The 15701-nt window shown below is 70.5% G+C and carries 12 protein-coding genes and 2 pseudogenes; 8 read left to right on the top strand and 6 right to left on the bottom strand.

Going from position 1 to position 15701, the window contains the following annotated elements:
- Nucleotides 1-85: 85 nt before the first annotated feature.
- Nucleotides 86-1057: a pirin family protein gene (locus tag OHS82_RS20910; protein WP_057578034.1), complete on the top strand. Its 972-nt coding sequence runs from the start codon at nt 86-88 to the stop codon at nt 1055-1057.
- 318 nt (nt 1058-1375) lie between these two features.
- Here the strand turns inward: OHS82_RS20910 and OHS82_RS20905 are convergent.
- Nucleotides 1376-1552, bottom strand: a pseudogene (locus OHS82_RS20905) (BRO-N domain-containing protein); the annotation flags it as partial.
- A 172-nt stretch (nt 1553-1724) separates the two neighbouring features.
- Here OHS82_RS20905 and OHS82_RS20900 point away from each other — a divergent pair.
- Complete coding sequence (locus OHS82_RS20900) at nt 1725-2768, top strand: AI-2E family transporter (RefSeq protein ID WP_057578032.1); 1044 nt, start codon at nt 1725-1727, stop codon at nt 2766-2768.
- Here OHS82_RS20900 and OHS82_RS20895 read toward each other — a convergent pair.
- Nucleotides 2741-4894 carry a SpoIIE family protein phosphatase gene (locus OHS82_RS20895; protein ID WP_057578031.1) on the bottom strand — a complete coding sequence of 718 codons (2154 nt, stop codon included), beginning with the start codon at nt 4892-4894 and terminating at the stop codon, nt 2741-2743. The two genes, OHS82_RS20900 and OHS82_RS20895, sit on opposite strands and share 28 nt — an antisense overlap.
- Nucleotides 4895-5081: 187 nt before the next feature.
- Between OHS82_RS20895 and aspS the strand changes: the two genes are divergently transcribed.
- The 3 genes from aspS to OHS82_RS20880 all read left to right on the top strand — a co-directional run bounded on the left by aspS (nt 5082) and on the right by OHS82_RS20880 (nt 8916).
- Nucleotides 5082-6845 carry an aspartate--tRNA ligase gene (gene aspS, locus OHS82_RS20890; protein ID WP_328434289.1) on the top strand — a complete coding sequence of 588 codons (1764 nt, stop codon included), beginning with the start codon at nt 5082-5084 and terminating at the stop codon, nt 6843-6845.
- Between the two features lie 399 nt (nt 6846-7244).
- Nucleotides 7245-7649: a hypothetical protein gene (locus tag OHS82_RS20885; RefSeq protein WP_328434288.1), complete on the top strand. Its 405-nt coding sequence runs from the start codon at nt 7245-7247 to the stop codon at nt 7647-7649.
- A gap of 235 nt (nt 7650-7884) precedes the next feature.
- Entirely contained in the window at nt 7885-8916 is a 1032-nt protein-coding gene (locus OHS82_RS20880; protein ID WP_370444099.1) for an intradiol ring-cleavage dioxygenase, read from the top strand.
- Between the two features lie 107 nt (nt 8917-9023).
- On the opposite strand, the gene OHS82_RS20875 is transcribed toward OHS82_RS20880, so the two are convergent.
- Together OHS82_RS20875 and OHS82_RS20870 are read right to left on the bottom strand one after the other, a co-directional pair.
- A complete protein-coding gene (locus tag OHS82_RS20875) occupies nt 9024-9701 on the bottom strand; it encodes a hypothetical protein (RefSeq protein ID WP_328434287.1) in 678 nt (225 codons plus the stop codon).
- Nucleotides 9702-9735: 34 nt separating this feature from the next.
- Nucleotides 9736-10101 (bottom strand): PH domain-containing protein, encoded by a 366-nt coding sequence (locus OHS82_RS20870; RefSeq protein WP_057578027.1) that lies wholly within the window; start codon nt 10099-10101, stop codon nt 9736-9738.
- Nucleotides 10102-10436: 335 nt separating this feature from the next.
- Between OHS82_RS20870 and OHS82_RS20865 the strand changes: the two genes are divergently transcribed.
- The gene (locus tag OHS82_RS20865; protein ID WP_057578026.1) at nt 10437-11780 is read left to right on the top strand and encodes a pectate lyase family protein; all 1344 of its coding nucleotides are present in this window, start codon (nt 10437-10439) and stop codon (nt 11778-11780) included.
- Between the two features lie 421 nt (nt 11781-12201).
- Here the strand turns inward: OHS82_RS20865 and OHS82_RS20860 are convergent.
- Both OHS82_RS20860 and OHS82_RS20855 read right to left on the bottom strand, forming a co-directional pair.
- A pseudogene (locus OHS82_RS20860) lies at nt 12202-13081 on the bottom strand (hypothetical protein).
- A gap of 21 nt (nt 13082-13102) precedes the next feature.
- Nucleotides 13103-14068, bottom strand: a complete 966-nt coding sequence (locus OHS82_RS20855; RefSeq protein WP_328434286.1) for a helix-turn-helix domain-containing protein — start codon at nt 14066-14068, stop codon at nt 13103-13105.
- 541 nt (nt 14069-14609) lie between these two features.
- Between OHS82_RS20855 and OHS82_RS20850 the strand changes: the two genes are divergently transcribed.
- Complete coding sequence (locus OHS82_RS20850; protein WP_057578024.1) at nt 14610-15485, top strand: helix-turn-helix domain-containing protein; 876 nt, start codon at nt 14610-14612, stop codon at nt 15483-15485.
- On the top strand, nt 15482-15691 hold the full coding sequence (locus OHS82_RS20845) for a DUF397 domain-containing protein (protein ID WP_057578023.1): 210 nt from the start codon (nt 15482-15484) through the stop codon (nt 15689-15691). Before OHS82_RS20850 ends, OHS82_RS20845 begins: the two co-directional genes overlap by 4 nt.
- Nucleotides 15692-15701: the final 10 nt, after the last annotated feature.

Raw genomic sequence — 15701 nt, 5'->3', positions numbered from 1 at the left:
GCCCTCCGGGCTTTCGCCGTTATGGGTGGCAGGAAGTTCAATGCTCAACTAAAATGACACGTACGCCGCCCAAGGAGGTACGGACATGCCCGCAGTGACCGTCGAGAACCCGCTGACCCTGCCGCGCGTCACCGCGCCGGCCGAGGCCGTGGCACGCCCCGTGCTCGCCGTCACGACCGCGCCCAGCGGTTACGAGGGCGAGGGCTTCCCGGTGCGCCGCGCGTTCGCCGGGATCAACTACCGTCACCTCGACCCGTTCATCATGATGGACCAGATGGGCGAGGTGGACTACGCGCCGGGCGAGCCCAAGGGCACCCCCTGGCACCCGCACCGCGGCTTCGAGACCGTCACCTACATCATCGACGGCATCTTCGACCACCAGGACAGCCAGGGCGGCGGCGGCACCATCACCAACGGCGACACCCAGTGGATGACGGCCGGCTCGGGTCTGCTGCACATCGAGGCGCCGCCGGAGTCGCTGGTCATGTCCGGCGGTCTCTTCCACGGCCTCCAGCTGTGGGTGAACCTGCCGGCCAGGGACAAGATGATGGCCCCGCGGTACCAGGACATCCGCGGCGGGCACGTACAGCTCCTCACCACCCCCGACGGCGGCGCGCTGCTGCGGGTCATCGCCGGCGAGCTGGACGGGCACGCGGGGCCCGGCGTCACCCACACCCCGATCACCATGGTCCACGCGACCCTCGCGCCGGGCGCGGAGCTCACTCTTCCGTGGCGCGAGGACTTCAACGGCCTCGCGTACGTCCTCGCGGGCAAGGGCGCGGTCGGCGCGGAGCGCCGCCCGATCCACCTGGGCCAGACCGCGGTCTTCGGCGCGGGCTCCTCGCTGACGGTCCGCGCGGACGAGAAGCAGGACGCGAACACGCCGGACATGGAGGTCGTGCTGCTGGGCGGACAGCCGATCCGTGAGCCGATGGCGCACTACGGCCCGTTCGTCATGAACACCAAGGACGAGCTGCAGCAGGCGTTCGAGGATTTCCAGAAGGGCCGCCTGGGCACGATTCCCGCCGTGCACGGGATGACGGCTGAGGGCATCTAGCCTCGCATTCAGCCCTCCTGCCCGCCGGAATCCCGGTACGGTACGACAAGGCCCGAAGCCGCAACATCGGTTTGCGACTTCGGGCCTGTCTCATGTCACCGGGCGGCTACGGCAGTACGTAGACCGGCGCTCCGTCGGCGGAACAGCCGGTCTGCCGCAGACACGCCCGCTTGAGCAACACCGCAGGCAGTCGTGGACCCGGTCGAGCGGCAGCCCCGTAGGCGAGGCGATCTCCTCCACGCGGTAGCGGGCTTCGCCGCGCACCAGCGCCGGGGCGAGGACGGCGGCGACCGCGATATTGCGCAGAGTGGAACCGATGTGTGCGTAGCCCAGGTTCTTGCACACGTCGACTGCCGGGAACCAGTGCGTGCCGTCCGGAGTGGTGAGCCTGCGCACCCGTGCGCCGGTCGCCGCGAACACGAAGTCGTTCACGTCGATCGCGTCCTGCTGGGCCGCCGACTGCTTCGGCGGCGGTGTGTTGTTCTGCTCGTACATCGAGCATCACCCCCGTCTCGGGCGGTAGGCATATGCCGGGGCAACGGGCAGCGCTGGCAAGGATGTTCACCCTTGAGGAGCGGACGTTCGAATTCTGAGTCCGAGTCATGTCCGTTCACCCGGGCGGCCGTCCGGTCAGGACAAGTCGGCGGGGCCGTGATCCGCTGGGGCCGTGCACCTGCTCCCGCTTCCCGCCCGCCGCTTCGCGGCCTGGTGTGCCGTGGTGCTGCTCGCGTCGGGCGTCGGGTACGTCGGGATCCGGCTGTGCGCGGAGTTGCGCACAGCCGTCACCCCCGTGCTGCTCGCGCTGCTCGGGACCGCGCTGCTGCGGCCGTTGCACCGGCGGATGGTGGCGGCCGGGGTGCCGCGGTCGCTGTCGGCGGGGATCACCTGTGTCGCCGTCGTCGCCGTGGTCGGCGGGGCCGTGTACATCGTCGTCGCCGCGCTGATCGACAGCGGCGACCAGATCGTCGCCGCGCTCAGGTCGGCGGGGCGCAGCATCGCCGACCACTTCGGGGCGGCCGGGACCTCGCTCGACGACCTCGCCGCCAACGCGAAGGAGCTGCTCACCAAGTTCGGCGGGACGGCTGCCTCCAATGTCATCAGCGGGGTGAGCGTCGTCGGCGAGACCATCGCCATGGCGGTGCTGGCGCTGCTGCTCGTCTTCTTCTTCCTGCGGGACTCCCACCGGGCCGTCGGCATCCTGCGGTCCGTCGCTCCGGGCGGCAGCGCCGACACCCTCGAGGCCATGGCCCGGCGGGCCTTCCGCGCCGTCGAGGGGTTCATGCGGGGGACGACGTTCATCGCCTTCATCGACGCCGTGTGCATCACCGTCGGGCTGCTCGTCCTCGATGTGCCGGGGGCGGTCGGGCTGGGCGCCCTCGTCTTCGTCGGGGCGTACATCCCGTATCTCGGCGCCTTCCTCTCCGGAGCGGTCGCGGTGCTGGTCGCGCTCGCCGACCGCGGGTTCGTCATCGCGTTGTGGGCGCTCGGCGTGGTGCTCGCGGTGCAGGTGCTGGAGGGGCATGTGCTGCAGCCGGTGATCCAGAGCCGGACCGTGCAGATGCATCCGGCGGTGGTCATGGTCGCGATCACGGCCGGGGCGTCCGTGGCCGGGATCCTCGGCATGCTGCTCGCCGTGCCCCTGACCGCGGCCGGCTTCGGGATCCTGCACGAACTGCGCACGCGCTACGAGACCGTCGCCGACGGTTCGTAGAGCTCGAACCAGATGCTCTTGCCCTCGCCCCGCGGCGCCACCCCCCAGGTGTCGGCGAGCAGCTCGATGAGGACCAGGCCGCGGCCGGAGGAGGCCAGCTCGCCGGGGCGGCGCATGTGCGGGAGGTCGTCGCTGGTGTCGGTGACCTCGATGCGCAGCCGGCGTTCACCGGGCGCGCCGGTGACCTCGGCGACCAGCAGCGCGTCGGCGTCGGTGTGGACGAGGACGTTCGTCAGGGTCTCGGAGACGAGCAGGACGGCCGAGTCGACCTGGTCCTCGCAGGTCCAGTCGTGCAGCAGTTCGCGTAGTTGCTGCCGGGCCACGGCGATGCGCTCCGGTTCGGCCTGCGCGACCGTCAGCATCGAGCGGCGCACGGGCTGCCGGGCGGGCAGCGGCGTGGCGCTCGGACCGCAGCCGCCCTCGCCCTGGCGGCAGAGCAGCAGAACGGCTATGTCGTCCTCGCGGCGGTCGGCCAGCGGGCCCGTGGTGTGGTGCGAGGAGGGGCCGTGCACCGCCTGGACCAGGGCGTCGGCCAGTTCCTCGAGGTCGCCCTCGTGCGCCTCCAGGATCTTGCGGACGCGCCGCCAGCCGGTGTCGAGGTCGTGGCCCCCGGTCTCGAGCAGGCCGTCGGTGCACAGCATCAGGGCCTCGCCGGGTTCCAGGGCGAGCCGGGTGGTGGGGTAGTCGGCGTCCGGGTCGATGCCCAGGGGCAGTCCGCCCGCGGTGGCGCGGACCAGCACCGTGCCGTCGGCCATCCGGACCGCGGGGTCCAGGTGGCCGGCCCGGGCGGCCTCCAGTACCCCGGTCACCGGATCGACCTCGATGTACAGGCAGGTGGCGAAGCGCAGATCGGCGCCGCCGTCCGCGTCGGCGAGACCGTGCAGGAATCCGGAGGCACGGGAGAGGACCGCGTCCGGGCGGTGGCCCTCGGCGGCGTACGCCCTGAGCGCGATGCGCAGCTGCCCCATGAGACCTGCCGCGCGGACGTCGTGGCCCTGGACGTCCCCGATGACCAGGGCGAAGCGGCCGCTCCCCGGGTTCGTCCGGGACGCGCCGCCGGGCAGCGGGATCATGTCGTACCAGTCGCCGCCGACCTGGAGACCGCCGCCGGTCGGTATGTAGCGGGCGGCGAGGGTCATGCCCGGTATCTCGGGGCCGAGGGTGGGGAGCATGGAGCGTTGCAGGCCGTCGGTCAGCTCGCGCTGGGTCTCCGCCGCGCTCGCGCGGGTGAGGGCCTGGGCGAGCATCCTGGCGACCGTCGTGAGCACGGACCGTTCGTCGGGGGTGAACGCCACCGGGTAGGTGAAGCCGGCCATCCAGGCGCCCATCGTGCGGCCGGCCACCGTCAGCGGCAGAAACGCCCAGGAGTGACGGCCGAAGGGCGCGGCCAGGGGCCAGGTGAGCGGATAGCGCTCCTTGTACTGCTCGGGCGAGGACAGGTACACGGCGCGCCCGGTGCGCACGACCTCGGCGGCCGGATAGTCCGTATGGATGGACATCTGGGTGAAGGGGTCGTCGTCGCCCGACTGGTGTCCGTGGTGGCCGATGATCGTCAGCCGGTCGCCCTCGACGCCGAAGACGGCGAGGCCGTCCGGTGAGAAGCCCGGCATCGACAGTCCGGCGGCGACCCGCAGCACCTCCGCGGTGGACCGCGCCTCCGCGAGCGCCCGCCCCGCGTCCAGCAGGAAGGCCTCCCGTGAGCGGCGCCAGTCGCCGGTGACGGCGGTCCGGCCGGCCGGGGTGCCCGGCGTCGGCTCGGTGACCTCCTGGAGGGTGCCGATCAGTTCGTACGCCTTCTTGGACGGGTCGAAGGACGGCTTGGAACGGCTGCGGACGACCCGGACCACCTGCCCCCGGTCGTCCATGATGCGGATCCGCACCTCGGCGAGAGTGCCCTCGGCGACGGCGAGCTGGATCACTCCGGTGATCTCGTTCCAGTCGACCGGGTGCAGCCGGGCCCGGGTCTGGGCCTCCGTGAGGACGGTCTCCTCCCGGGGCAGCCCGAGCAGCCGGGCCGCCTCGGCGTCGACCGTGACCAGCCCGGTGGCGGTGTCCCAGTGCCACAGGCCGGTCGCGAGGGCGGCGAGAACCTCCCCCACGGCGGGCAGCGGCTCGCCAGTGCGCATTGCCCCACTTTAAGAAGACGGGAACGAAGAGTGCCACTGATCCTCGACGGTTCCTGCCGCGACCGGGCCGTCGCGGGTGCCCGGTAATGGGGGTAAGCGCGCATGGCGTGCCCGGTACCCTGGGGGTTGTTTCACGTGAAACACCCTGAAACACAGCCCCCGATCCGCGAAGACTGGATGAACGACGATGCATCGGTACAGGTCCCACACCTGCGGCGAGCTCCGCGCCTCTGACGTCGGCACCGACGTCCGGCTGAGCGGCTGGCTGCACAATCGGCGCGACCTGGGCGGCATCCTCTTCATCGATCTGCGCGACCACTACGGCATCACGCAGCTCGTCGCCCGTCCGGGCACGCCCGCGTACGAGGCACTCGACAAGCTGACCAAGGAGTCGACGGTCCGCATCGACGGCAAGGTCGTCTCCCGGGGCGCCGAGAACGTCAACGCGGACCTGCCGACCGGTGAGGTCGAGGTCGAGGTCGGCGAGGTGGAGCTGCTCGGCGCGGCTCAGCCGCTGCCCTTCACGATCAACGCGGAGGACGGGGTCAACGAGGAGCGGCGTCTGGAGTACCGCTTCCTCGACCTGCGCCGTGAGCGCATGCACCGCAACATCATGCTGCGCACGTCGGTCATCTCGGCGATGCGGCACAAGATGACGGCGCTGGGCTTCAACGAGATGGCGACGCCGATCCTGTCCGCGACCTCCCCCGAGGGCGCCCGCGACTTCGTCGTCCCGTCCCGGCTGCACGCGGGCCGTTTCTACGCCCTGCCGCAGGCACCCCAGCAGTTCAAGCAGCTGCTGATGATCTCGGGCTTCGACCGCTACTTCCAGATCGCGCCCTGTTTCCGTGACGAGGACGCGCGCGCGGACCGTTCGCCGGGCGAGTTCTACCAGCTCGACGTCGAGATGAGCTTCGTCGAGCAGGAGGACGTCTTCCAGCCGATCGAGAAGCTCATGACCGAGCTGTTCGAGGAGTTCGGCGGCGGCCGCCACGTCACCTCGCCGTTCCCGCGCATCCCGTTCCGCGAGTCGATGCTGAAGTACGGCTCCGACAAGCCGGACCTGCGGGCTCAGCTGGAGCTCGTCGACATCACCGACGTCTTCGAGGGCTCGGAGTTCAAGGCCTTCGCCGGCAAGCACGTCCGCGCGCTGCCGGTGCCGGACGTCGCCGCGCAGTCCCGGAAGTTCTTCGACCAGCTCGGCGACTTCGCGGTGACGCAGGGCGCGAAGGGCCTGGCCTGGGTCCGCGTGGCCGAGGACGGCTCGCTGACCGGCCCGATCGCGAAGTTCCTCACCGAGGAGAACGTCGCCGAGCTGACCAAGCGCCTGTCGCTGGCCGCCGGTCACGCCGTCTTCTTCGGCGCGGGCGAGTTCGACGAGGTCTCGAAGATCATGGGCGCGGTGCGGGTCGAGGCCGCCAAGCGCGCCGGGCACTTCGAGGAGAACGTCTTCCGCTTCTGCTGGATCGTCGACTTCCCGATGTACGAGAAGGACGAGGAGACCGGCAAGATCGACTTCTCGCACAACCCGTTCTCGATGCCGCAGGGCGGTCTTGAGGCCCTGGAGACCCAGGACCCGCTGGACATCCTCGGCTGGCAGTACGACATCGTCTGCAACGGCGTGGAGCTGTCCTCCGGCGCGATCCGGAACCACGAGCCGGAGATCATGCTCAAGGCGTTCGAGATCGCGGGCTACGACCGGGAGACGGTCGAGGACAAGTTCGCCGGCATGCTGCGCGCGTTCCGCTTCGGCGCCCCTCCGCACGGTGGGATCGCGCCGGGCGTCGACCGCATCGTCATGCTGCTGGCCGACGAGCCGAACATCCGCGAGACCATCTCCTTCCCGCTCAACGGCAACGCCCAGGACCTCATGATGGGCGCGCCGACGGAGCTGGAGGAGGCCCGGCTGAGGGAGCTGCACCTGTCGGTGCGCAAGCCGCAGCCGAAGTAGGCGGCGGCAAAGCCTGGCGGCAGCAAAGGCAGGCGGCAGCCGGCCCGAGCGGCCAGGGCGGACGGAAGCAACGGGAGTGGCCCGGAACCGACATCGGTTCCGGGCCACTCCCGCATTGCGCGCATCCCCCGCATGCCCCGGGTCCCCCGGCGACCGGCCGCTCTCGCCGGTGCCGCACAGGAGAAAGGCCGCCTGTCGGGCAAGTCCGGCGGGCCGGTCACCGACTGGAGGACCCCCGTCCGGGGTACTCGCCACTCGGACGCCCGACGCCCGCCCCCTCCTGAAAGCCTCACCGGGGCCTCACAGGAAGCTCCCGGGGCGGGCACAGCGGGCCGCCGGATCATGGAGGAGAAGAGACCGGGCCAGGGCCGGCGAGGGCCGGGACGGGAAGGAGTCGGGATGGATTCCACGGGGTTCGCGATCATGTTGTCGGTGCTGCTGATCGTCGGTGCGGTGGTGTGCGTGCTGGCCCAGCGCCGCGACCGGCGGCGTACCCCGTCCGGCCTGGACGCGGAGGCCGAGGCCAACCACTGGCTCGTGCGGCTGGCCGGAGGGCTCGTCCCGCCGGACGTGCGGGCCTGGTCCGGGGCGGACGTGGCGGCGGAGCGCTCGCTGACGCACGCGGCGGAGTGCCACCGGGCGGCCCGGACCCGCCTCACCACGGCCCGCACCGCCGCGGAGTACGAGGAGGCGACCCGGCTGGCGAAGGCGGGTCTCGAGCACCTCGCGGCGGCGCGCGCGGGTCTGGGACCGGGCCCGGCCGCACCGGCCAACCGCCGGGCCTCGGCGTTCGCGGCCAAGTAGCGGCCAAGTAGGGGCTGAGTCGGGGCCCACATGGGCCCAGATGTGGCCCACATGGGGTCCATATCAGCGGCCGCACCGGCGGTCGCACGGGCGGCCATGTAGGGCGGGGCGCGTCGGTCTGTTTGCCGTGAGCAGGCCGAAAACAGACCCGTGTGCCGTTGTCCTTTTGCCTGACCTTGCCGTTGCACAGGTCGTTCCCATGTCCCTGACAGCCCCGGTCCCTACCTTCGCGGCCATGACGGGAAACCACGAGAACAACGCGAGCAACGAGGATGTCACCGGCGGCCCGAGCGCCGCGGCCGGACGGCAGGGGCCGCGGCACAAGCGTGATCTGACGCGCCGCAAGGTGGTCGTGGCCGGAGCGGGCGCGGTCGTCGCCGTCGGCGCCGGCGGGGCACTCGCCGCAGGCGCCTTCGCCGGCGAGAAGAAGCCCGCCAAGGGCGGCGCCAAGGCCACGGCCTCCGCCGGTTCCGCCGAGGCCTGCTACCTGCTCACCTCCGAGACCACCGAGGGCCCCTACTACATCGACGCCGACAAGATCCGCCGGGACATCACCGAGGACAAGGAGGGCATCCCCCTCACCCTCGACCTGAAAGTGATCGACTCCGAGACCTGCAGGCCCGTCGCCGACGCCGCCGTCGACATCTGGCACTGCGACGCCCTCGGCCTCTACTCGGGCTACGAGAGCCTCTCCTCCGGGGGAGGCGGCGGCGCCCCCACCGGATCCCCCACCGACGCCCCGACCGGCACGCCGTCCGACGCGCCCACCGGCGCTCCGACCGGTGAGCCGCCCTCCGGCGGCGGTGGGGGCGGCGGCCACGAGGAGCCGACCGACGACAAGCGCTATCTCCGCGGCACCTGGAAGACCGACCGGCAGGGCCGCGTCACCTTCAAGACGGTGTTCCCGGGCTGGTACCGCGGCCGTACCGTCCACATCCACACCAAGGTGCACGTGGACGGGAAGTGGACCGACGCCGGGTACGAGGGCGGGCACGCCTGCCACACCGGGCAGTTCTTCTTGGACGAGGCGTCCGTCCTCGCCGCGTCCGCCGTGGCGCCGTACTCCACCAGCACCACCGAACGCACCACCCTCACCGAGGACACCATCTACGACCAGAGCGGCACCCAGGGCGGTCTGCTCAAGCTGAAGTACGACAAGAAGAACATCGCGCGGGGTGTGGTCGGCTCGATCACCATGGCCGTCGAGCCGGACGCCACCCACGACGGCACGGACGCCGGCGCCCAGCCGAGCGCGTCGGCCTCGTAGTCCGCGTCAGGCTCGACGGCGTGTCGGCCCTGTCGGCCGTGTCGGCCGTGTCGGCCGTGTCGGCCGCGTCCGGCTGACCCTCGGTCGCGCTTCAGGGGGCGTCCCGCTCACTCGTCCGGTGACGCCCCCTCCTCCAGCAGCCGTTCCGCGATGTCCGTCGACCAGGCCTGGGCCCACGCCCGCAGGTCCGTGAGCTGGTCCTCGGCCAGGCCGTACGCCTTGAACGCCGAGTCCGGGAAGTGGTCGGTGCCTTCCAGACGGGTCTGCAGGGCGGCCAGGTCGAAGTCGTCCCGGGCGTGACGGCGGGCCAGTTCCTCCAGCTCGGGGTGGGTGAAGCGGGCGGACGCCGCCCTCGCGTCGATCAGGTCGACGGCCAGTCCCCGGTCGTAGAGCGCCCGGATCTTCGTGCCCACCGCGTCCCCCAGCGCGAGCGCCGGCCCGTACGGGGTCACGACGGGCGGGCTCCAGAACGTCTCCTTGTGCAGGGCCAACCGGAGGACCGTGTCCGCGTCGACGTCCGGCACGGACAGGTGCGCGGACAGCGGGTCCCTGTCCTCGAGCGTCACCTCGTGACGGCCGGCGGCGGTGAGCGCCGCGCTCAGCGACTCGGCGAGCCGGGGCATCGGCACCGCGCTCTCCGTCGCCAAGTCCACGTTGGCGTGCGGGCGTTGGATCAGGTCGTGCGCCTGCAGGGCGTAGCCGCCCGCCAGCGCCCAGGGGGCGCCGGGGACGGCCGTCCCGAAGACCTCGGCCAGCAGACGGAGGTGGGGTCGGAGAAGGTCCACCGCGTAGTCGTACCAGGCGACCGGGCCGAGGGCGCTACTTCGCCACGAACTGCGTGAGGATCGCCTGGACTTCGTAGATGTCGACGCCCTTGGTGAAGGTCTTCTCGATCGGCATGGACGAGCCGGAGACCCAGATCTTCAGCTCGGCGTCCAGGTCGAAGGTGCCGGCGGTCTCCACGGCGAAGTGGGTGATGCTGCGGTACGGGATGGAGTGGTACTCGGTCTTCTTGCCGGTGATGCCCTGCTTGTCGACGAGGATCAGACGGCGGTCCGTGAACAGGATGGTGTCGCGGATCAGCAGGAACGCGGCCTGCACCTGCTCCCCCTGCCCCAGCAGCCGCGCGTAGTCCTGCTGGGCCTGCGCGGGGTCGATGGGGTGCGCGTTGCCGAAGAGTGCCATGTGGGTCCCCCAGGTGGTGTGTGCCGGTGTGCCGGTGCGTGGGTGTGCCGGTGTGCGGTCGTGTCGGATGTGCGGGCTTGTCGGATGTGGGCGTGCCGCCGTGTCGCGTGAGCCCCCTCGCCCCGGGGGCAGGGGCCGCCGGTCTACGGTGATCCCTCCCCCGTGGGGGCCGTTCGCCCCCGATGCGCACCTTAAGGGGGTGGTGAGGGGATCGTGAAGGCGTTTGATCGCGCGGCGTGCGGGCCTGCCGAAAAAATTCTCGATCAGCGGCAACTCTTCACCGCACGGCGACCACTGACCGGTCGTAAGCCCGCTCCTCCCCGTAAGGATCCCCCGTGCCAGCTGCCTCCCACCGCCGGTCCCTCCGCTCGCGCCGCGCCCTCGTCGTCACCGCCGCCGCCGTGACCGCGGGTGTCGGCGCCGGTGTCGTCGTGATGAACGCGAACGCGTCGCCCGTCGACCTGTTCCACCAGACGCTCGCCGCCAAGGACGGCTGGGCCTCCTCCGGCGCGGGCACCACCGGGGGAGCCAAGGCCGACGCCGCGCACACCTTCACCGTCTCCACCCGCGCCGAACTGGTGAAGGCGCTCGGCTCGGCGACCGACACCGCCCCCCGGATCATCAAGGTCAAGGGCACGATCGACGCCAACACGAACGACGCCGGGAAGAAGCTGACCTGCGCGGACTACGCGGCGGGCACCGGCTACTCGCTGTCGTCGTACCTCAAGGCGTACGACCCCGCCGTGTACGGTCGCTCGAAGCTGCCTTCGGGCACGCAGGAGAAGGCCCGCGCCGCCGCCCAGGCCAAGCAGGCGAAGAACGTCGTCTTCAAGGTGCCCGCCAACACGAGCGTGGTCGGTGTGCCGGGCACGGCCGCCGGGATATCCGGCGGGATGCTCCAGATCCAGAACGTGGACAACGTCATCGTCCGCAACCTGAACTTCGCCGCCACCGAGGACTGCTTCCCTCAGTGGGACCCGACCGACGGCTCCACCGGCAACTGGAACTCCAACTACGACTCGGTCTCCCTGCGTGGCGCCACCCACGTCTGGGCCGACCACAACACGTTCACCGACGCGCCCCACCTGGACAGCGTCAACCCGAAGTACTACGGCCGCGAGTTCCAGATCCACGACGGCTCCCTCGACATCACCAAGAGCTCCGACCTGGTGACCGTCTCGCGCAACCAGTTCACCAACCACGACAAGACCATGCTGATCGGCAGCAGCGACAGCGAGCCGGCGGGCAAGCTGCGCGTCTCGATCCACCACAACGTCTGGAAGGGCATCGTCCAGCGCGCCCCACTGGCGCGCGTCGGCCAGGTCCACATCTACAACAACCTGTACGACGTGACGCCCCTCAACGGCTACGCGACGCAGTACAGCATCAACTCCCGCGCCAAGGCGCAGGTCGTCGCCGAGAACAACTACTGGAAGCTGCCGTCCGGCGGCAAGGTCGCGAAGCTCCTCAGCGGCGACGGCACGGGCGCGGTCAAGGGCTCCGGCAACCTCGTCAACGGCACGGTGACCGACGTCGTCGCCGCCTACAACGCCGCGTCCTCGAAGGACCTCAAAACGACGGTCAACTGGACCCCGACCCTGACGGCGGGCCTGGAGACGTCGGCGAAGAACCTGCCGACCTCCCTGGCGACGACGACGGGCGCGGGCGTCCTGAAGTAGCACCCCCCTCAATACGCGCGAGGGCCGGGAGACCACGAGCCCCCGGCCCTCGCGTCCCCACCTGCCACGCATGATCGTGTCCTCCATGGGGTGCCCCGGCCGGAACATCCGCAGCGGCCGGACCGGTCAGGCGGAGCTGGAGTTCCTCTGCCAGCCTGGCGGCCGGGGCGTATTCGCGTGATGCGGCCAGGCGGCTCGCGCGGTGTTCGGCCTCGATTTCCTCGTCGTCCCGGTCCTCGGTACCCAGTGCGTCGAGGAGACGCGCGGCATTCTCCGCCTCGGCGGGATCGTCCTCCCCGAGCGCGCGCCTGCGCTTGCGCCAGCTGTCGCCGGTCACAGTCGCACCTCCAGCTGACCGGCGGACCGGGTGTCGGGGCGGCACTCCGTGTTTCGGGGGTGGCGAGCCGGTTGGGAGTCGTGGTTACTCGTCCGCGAAGACGTCCTCGGCTGTCGGAGCGGTGACGGATCGGGCGAGCCAGCGGCCGAGGGTTTCCGGGTCGTCGCAGTCCGTGATGCGTTCACGGATGTCCTCGGGCACGTCGATGCCGCGCTGTTCCAGGACGAGCAGCAAGGCTTCGGCGCGGCCCTGGGCGCGGCCCTGGGCGCGGCCCTCGTCCCGGATCTCTTCCGAGATGTACGACTTGTAGAAGGAGAGGTCCACAGCCACCAGTTTCCTCCAGATCTGCTGCGCCGGGCGCTTGCCCAGGCCCTGTGCGGTGAACTCGACGATCGGGTCGGCGATGTCCTCGGGGACACCCCGCAGAGCGGTGGACAGGGATTTTGGCACCGATGTCCGGGTCGGCAGCGTGCGTGATCGCGGACAGAGCGGCCAGCGCGAGGTCTGCTCGGGCCTCGTCCGGATCGGTGATCACGGGCATGTTGTGAGGGCCCACTACCAGGGGCTTCATGGTGAGCGTGGGTAGTTGTGGCGGCCCACTGGTCACCGGTTGCTGAGCCCACCGCGCTGTCGCGTGGTCCTGGCACACGACCATGAGCGCCGTGGGGATCCGGTACTTCGTCCACACGTACGAGGTGTAGTACGCCCAGCTGGCGGGCTTGGCGGGGTCCTTCTTTCCTTGCGCCTCGATGGCCAGGATGAAGGGGCCGTACTCCGGGTTGTCCAGACGGAAGAGCGTGTCCACACGGCGTTCGACGGGGCTGGCCTCGGTGAGGTCGGTGGGCAGCACGGTGATCTTCACGGGGGTGGGGAGCCCGAGCCCGAGGATGCGCGAGACGCGACCGAAGAGTTCGAGATCGTGTTGGAAGATCCGGTGCATCGCCTCGTGCGGGGAGCTGACCATGGGGCGGGTTCAGGCCTCTCGTCAGGCGCTGGGGCGCTGGGGTGCTGGGGTGCTGCTCAGGGCTTGCAGGTTCGGGGCGGGCGGATGGGCGCGGCAGCTGTCGCAAAGGCCCGGTTCGGGGCCTCGGAAGGCGAGGTCGCAGGTGTCGCAGTTTTGGAGGGGGTGCTTGATGGGCGGGGGTTGTTCGGGGGCGCGGTAGGGCGGCAGGGGTGGGAGCTGGGCGGCAAGGCGGTGGGCCAGGAAGGCGGCCGGGCGGTGCAGGGGCTCGAGCGGCAGGTCGCTGCTCAGGGCGCGGCTCACGGCGTTGGGGGGCACCTCGCGTTCCAGCCAGGCGGCGACACCGGGGGCGAGGTGTTCGGCGTCGGTGACGGAGAGGAGCAGGCGGGGGTCGCGGCGGCGGAGGCCGGCGAGGACGTCCGTGGCGGTCTGGAGGAGGGTGGGGGAGGAGTACCCGGGCTGCGGTACGGCGGGGAGGGCGCGGCGCGGGGGCTTCTTCTCCGGGCGTCGCTGCCCGGCGGGCGGAGGGTTGGGGGCGTCCGGCGATGCGCTGCCGTGTCGGCTCGGCGCTGTGTGGGGCGCTGTGCTGCCACGACGGCCCGGCTGATTGCAGGAGATGGTGCGCGTGACGATGCGGCCGCTCTCGGTGCGTTCGCGGGGACGGCGCAGATAGCCGTGGGTCTCCAGTTCGCGCAGGGCTGCGGCGATACGGGTCGTGCCCTCGGGGAAGCGGGCGGCGAGGGTCTTGATGTCGACCTTGGTCCCGGAGGGGAGGGACTGGATGTGCACGGCCAGCCCGATGGCGAGCCCCGAGAGATCGGGGTGCTGCGCGAGGTGGTTGCCGATCACCGTGAAGCGGGTGGTGTGGCGGGCGTTGTCGTGAATGACTCCGCTGGGGTGCGCTGCCGTGAGGGCGTCACCGGGAGGGTGGTTTTCTTCGAAGGTACCGGGCTCGGTGTGCGGGGGCGCGCTAGGGTTTTGGGTGTCCATCGGGAAGGGTCGACTTCCTTGGTGGGTGTCCATCGGGAAGGTGTTGCTTCCTAGGTGGTCAGGCCCTCGCAAGGGATGCCAGTCCCTGCGAGGGCCGTCGTATGTCTGGGGCATGTGCGTTGTGCTGTGTCGCGCTGAGCGTAGAGCAGGCAACCGGTACCGAATCCAGCTGAGTTGGTGATGTTCACTCGCGAGAGTGAGCATGCGCCGTGGGCGGGAGGGGTGGGGCTTGGTGGGGTTTCTTTCTCCCCGGTGGTCCTTGCAAAGAAGACGGCCGACGGCACCGGAACCCACGTGGTCGGGTTCCGGTGCCTGTGTTGTTTCCGCTGGTCAGGCGGGTGCGGGATCGATTTATCCCGTACGGTGGGTGGACTTTTCGCCGTTCACGCGGCCGGGCGTGGCCGCACGTGCTTACCGTGAACCGTGACAGCGCTGATACGCAGGGTTACTGTCCGGAGCTTGTCGGCCGCTGTCCGGACCGCCGGAACCGGGCCTGCGGGTAGGGGCGTCACGGCACGGCGGGACGACAGAGGGGTGCGGTATGTCGGTGGACGGCGAGGCGGTACGGCTGCGGACCGAGGCGGACGAGCCGGGGTGGGAGGTGGACCCGGACGACGAGTGGGGGGTGGCCGTACTCGCCACGGTGGGGCGGCAGTTGAGGCTGCGCCGGGAGTCGGTGGGGATGCGCGCCGCCGACTTCGCGGTGGCGGTCGGATACGGGGAGGACCTCGTCTACAAGATCGAGGGCGGGAAGCGGATCCCCCGGCAGGAGTACCTGGACAGAGCCGACGAGGTGTTGCAAGCGGGCGGGCTCGTTGCGGCGGCCTGGGAGGACGTGAAGAAGGTCCGGTATCCGAAGAAGGTTCGAGAGCTGGGCAAGTTGGAGAGCAACGCGGTTGAAATCGGTATCTACGAGTGCAACAGCATCCATGGGCTGTTGCAGACACCGGAGCACGCCCGCGCCTTGATCGAGGCTGCGCAGCCGCCCTACTCCTCGGACGACGTGGAGCGCATGGTGGCAGCCCGTCTGGCTCGACAGACCGTGTTCGAGCGCGACCCGGCGCCCTCCCTCCACTTCGTCCTGGAAGAGACACCGCTGCGCCGACCAGTCGGAGGCACAATGGCGTGGAAGCGTCAGCTCGAACGTTTGCTGGGGGTGGGGCGGTTGAACCACGTCACGCTTCAGGTGATGCCGACGAACACGGATGCCCACCCGGGTGTGGACGGCAAGATCGAGTTGCTGAAGTTCCCGGACGGTACGGCCGTGGGACGTAGTGACGGTGCGTTCAACGGCCGACCGACGGCTGAGCCCAGGGACCTGCGCATCCTTGAACTGCGGTATGGCACCATCCGGGCGCAGGCTCTCCCGCCGAGAGAGTCGCTCGCCTTCATCGAACAACTGCTGGGAGAGACATGATCCGCAAGGCCTCCACCGAGGACGCCTCTGAACTGGACTGGTTCAAGAGCAGCTACAGCAGCGGCACGGACGGCAACTCCTGCGTCGAGCTCGCTCTCGCTCCCGGCACCGTGCACGTCCGTGACTCCAAGAACGTCGAGGGTCCGCGTCTGGCTCTCACGCGCGGCGCGTGGGCGGACTTCGTGGCGCACGCCTCGAAACGCTGACCCGGCAACG

It is taken from the genome of Streptomyces sp. NBC_00425, assembly GCF_036030735.1.
Classification (GTDB): domain Bacteria; phylum Actinomycetota; class Actinomycetes; order Streptomycetales; family Streptomycetaceae; genus Streptomyces.
Note: the sequence above shows the minus strand (reverse complement) of the source record. Positions and strands in the feature narration are given on the sequence as shown.

Coding starts and splice junctions, on each gene's coding strand:
- OHS82_RS20910 (WP_057578034.1), top strand. CDS start 86: ATGCCCGCAGTGACCGTCGAGAACCCGCTGACCCTGCCGCGCGTCACC.
- OHS82_RS20895 (WP_057578031.1), bottom strand. CDS start 4,894: ATGCGCACTGGCGAGCCGCTGCCCGCCGTGGGGGAGGTTCTCGCCGCC.
- aspS (WP_328434289.1), top strand. CDS start 5,082: ATGCATCGGTACAGGTCCCACACCTGCGGCGAGCTCCGCGCCTCTGAC.
- OHS82_RS20885 (WP_328434288.1), top strand. CDS start 7,245: ATGGATTCCACGGGGTTCGCGATCATGTTGTCGGTGCTGCTGATCGTC.
- OHS82_RS20880 (WP_370444099.1), top strand. CDS start 7,885: ATGACGGGAAACCACGAGAACAACGCGAGCAACGAGGATGTCACCGGC.
- OHS82_RS20870 (WP_057578027.1), bottom strand. CDS start 10,101: ATGGCACTCTTCGGCAACGCGCACCCCATCGACCCCGCGCAGGCCCAG.
- OHS82_RS20855 (WP_328434286.1), bottom strand. CDS start 14,068: ATGGACACCCAAAACCCTAGCGCGCCCCCGCACACCGAGCCCGGTACC.
- OHS82_RS20850 (WP_057578024.1), top strand. CDS start 14,610: ATGTCGGTGGACGGCGAGGCGGTACGGCTGCGGACCGAGGCGGACGAG.
- OHS82_RS20845 (WP_057578023.1), top strand. CDS start 15,482: ATGATCCGCAAGGCCTCCACCGAGGACGCCTCTGAACTGGACTGGTTC.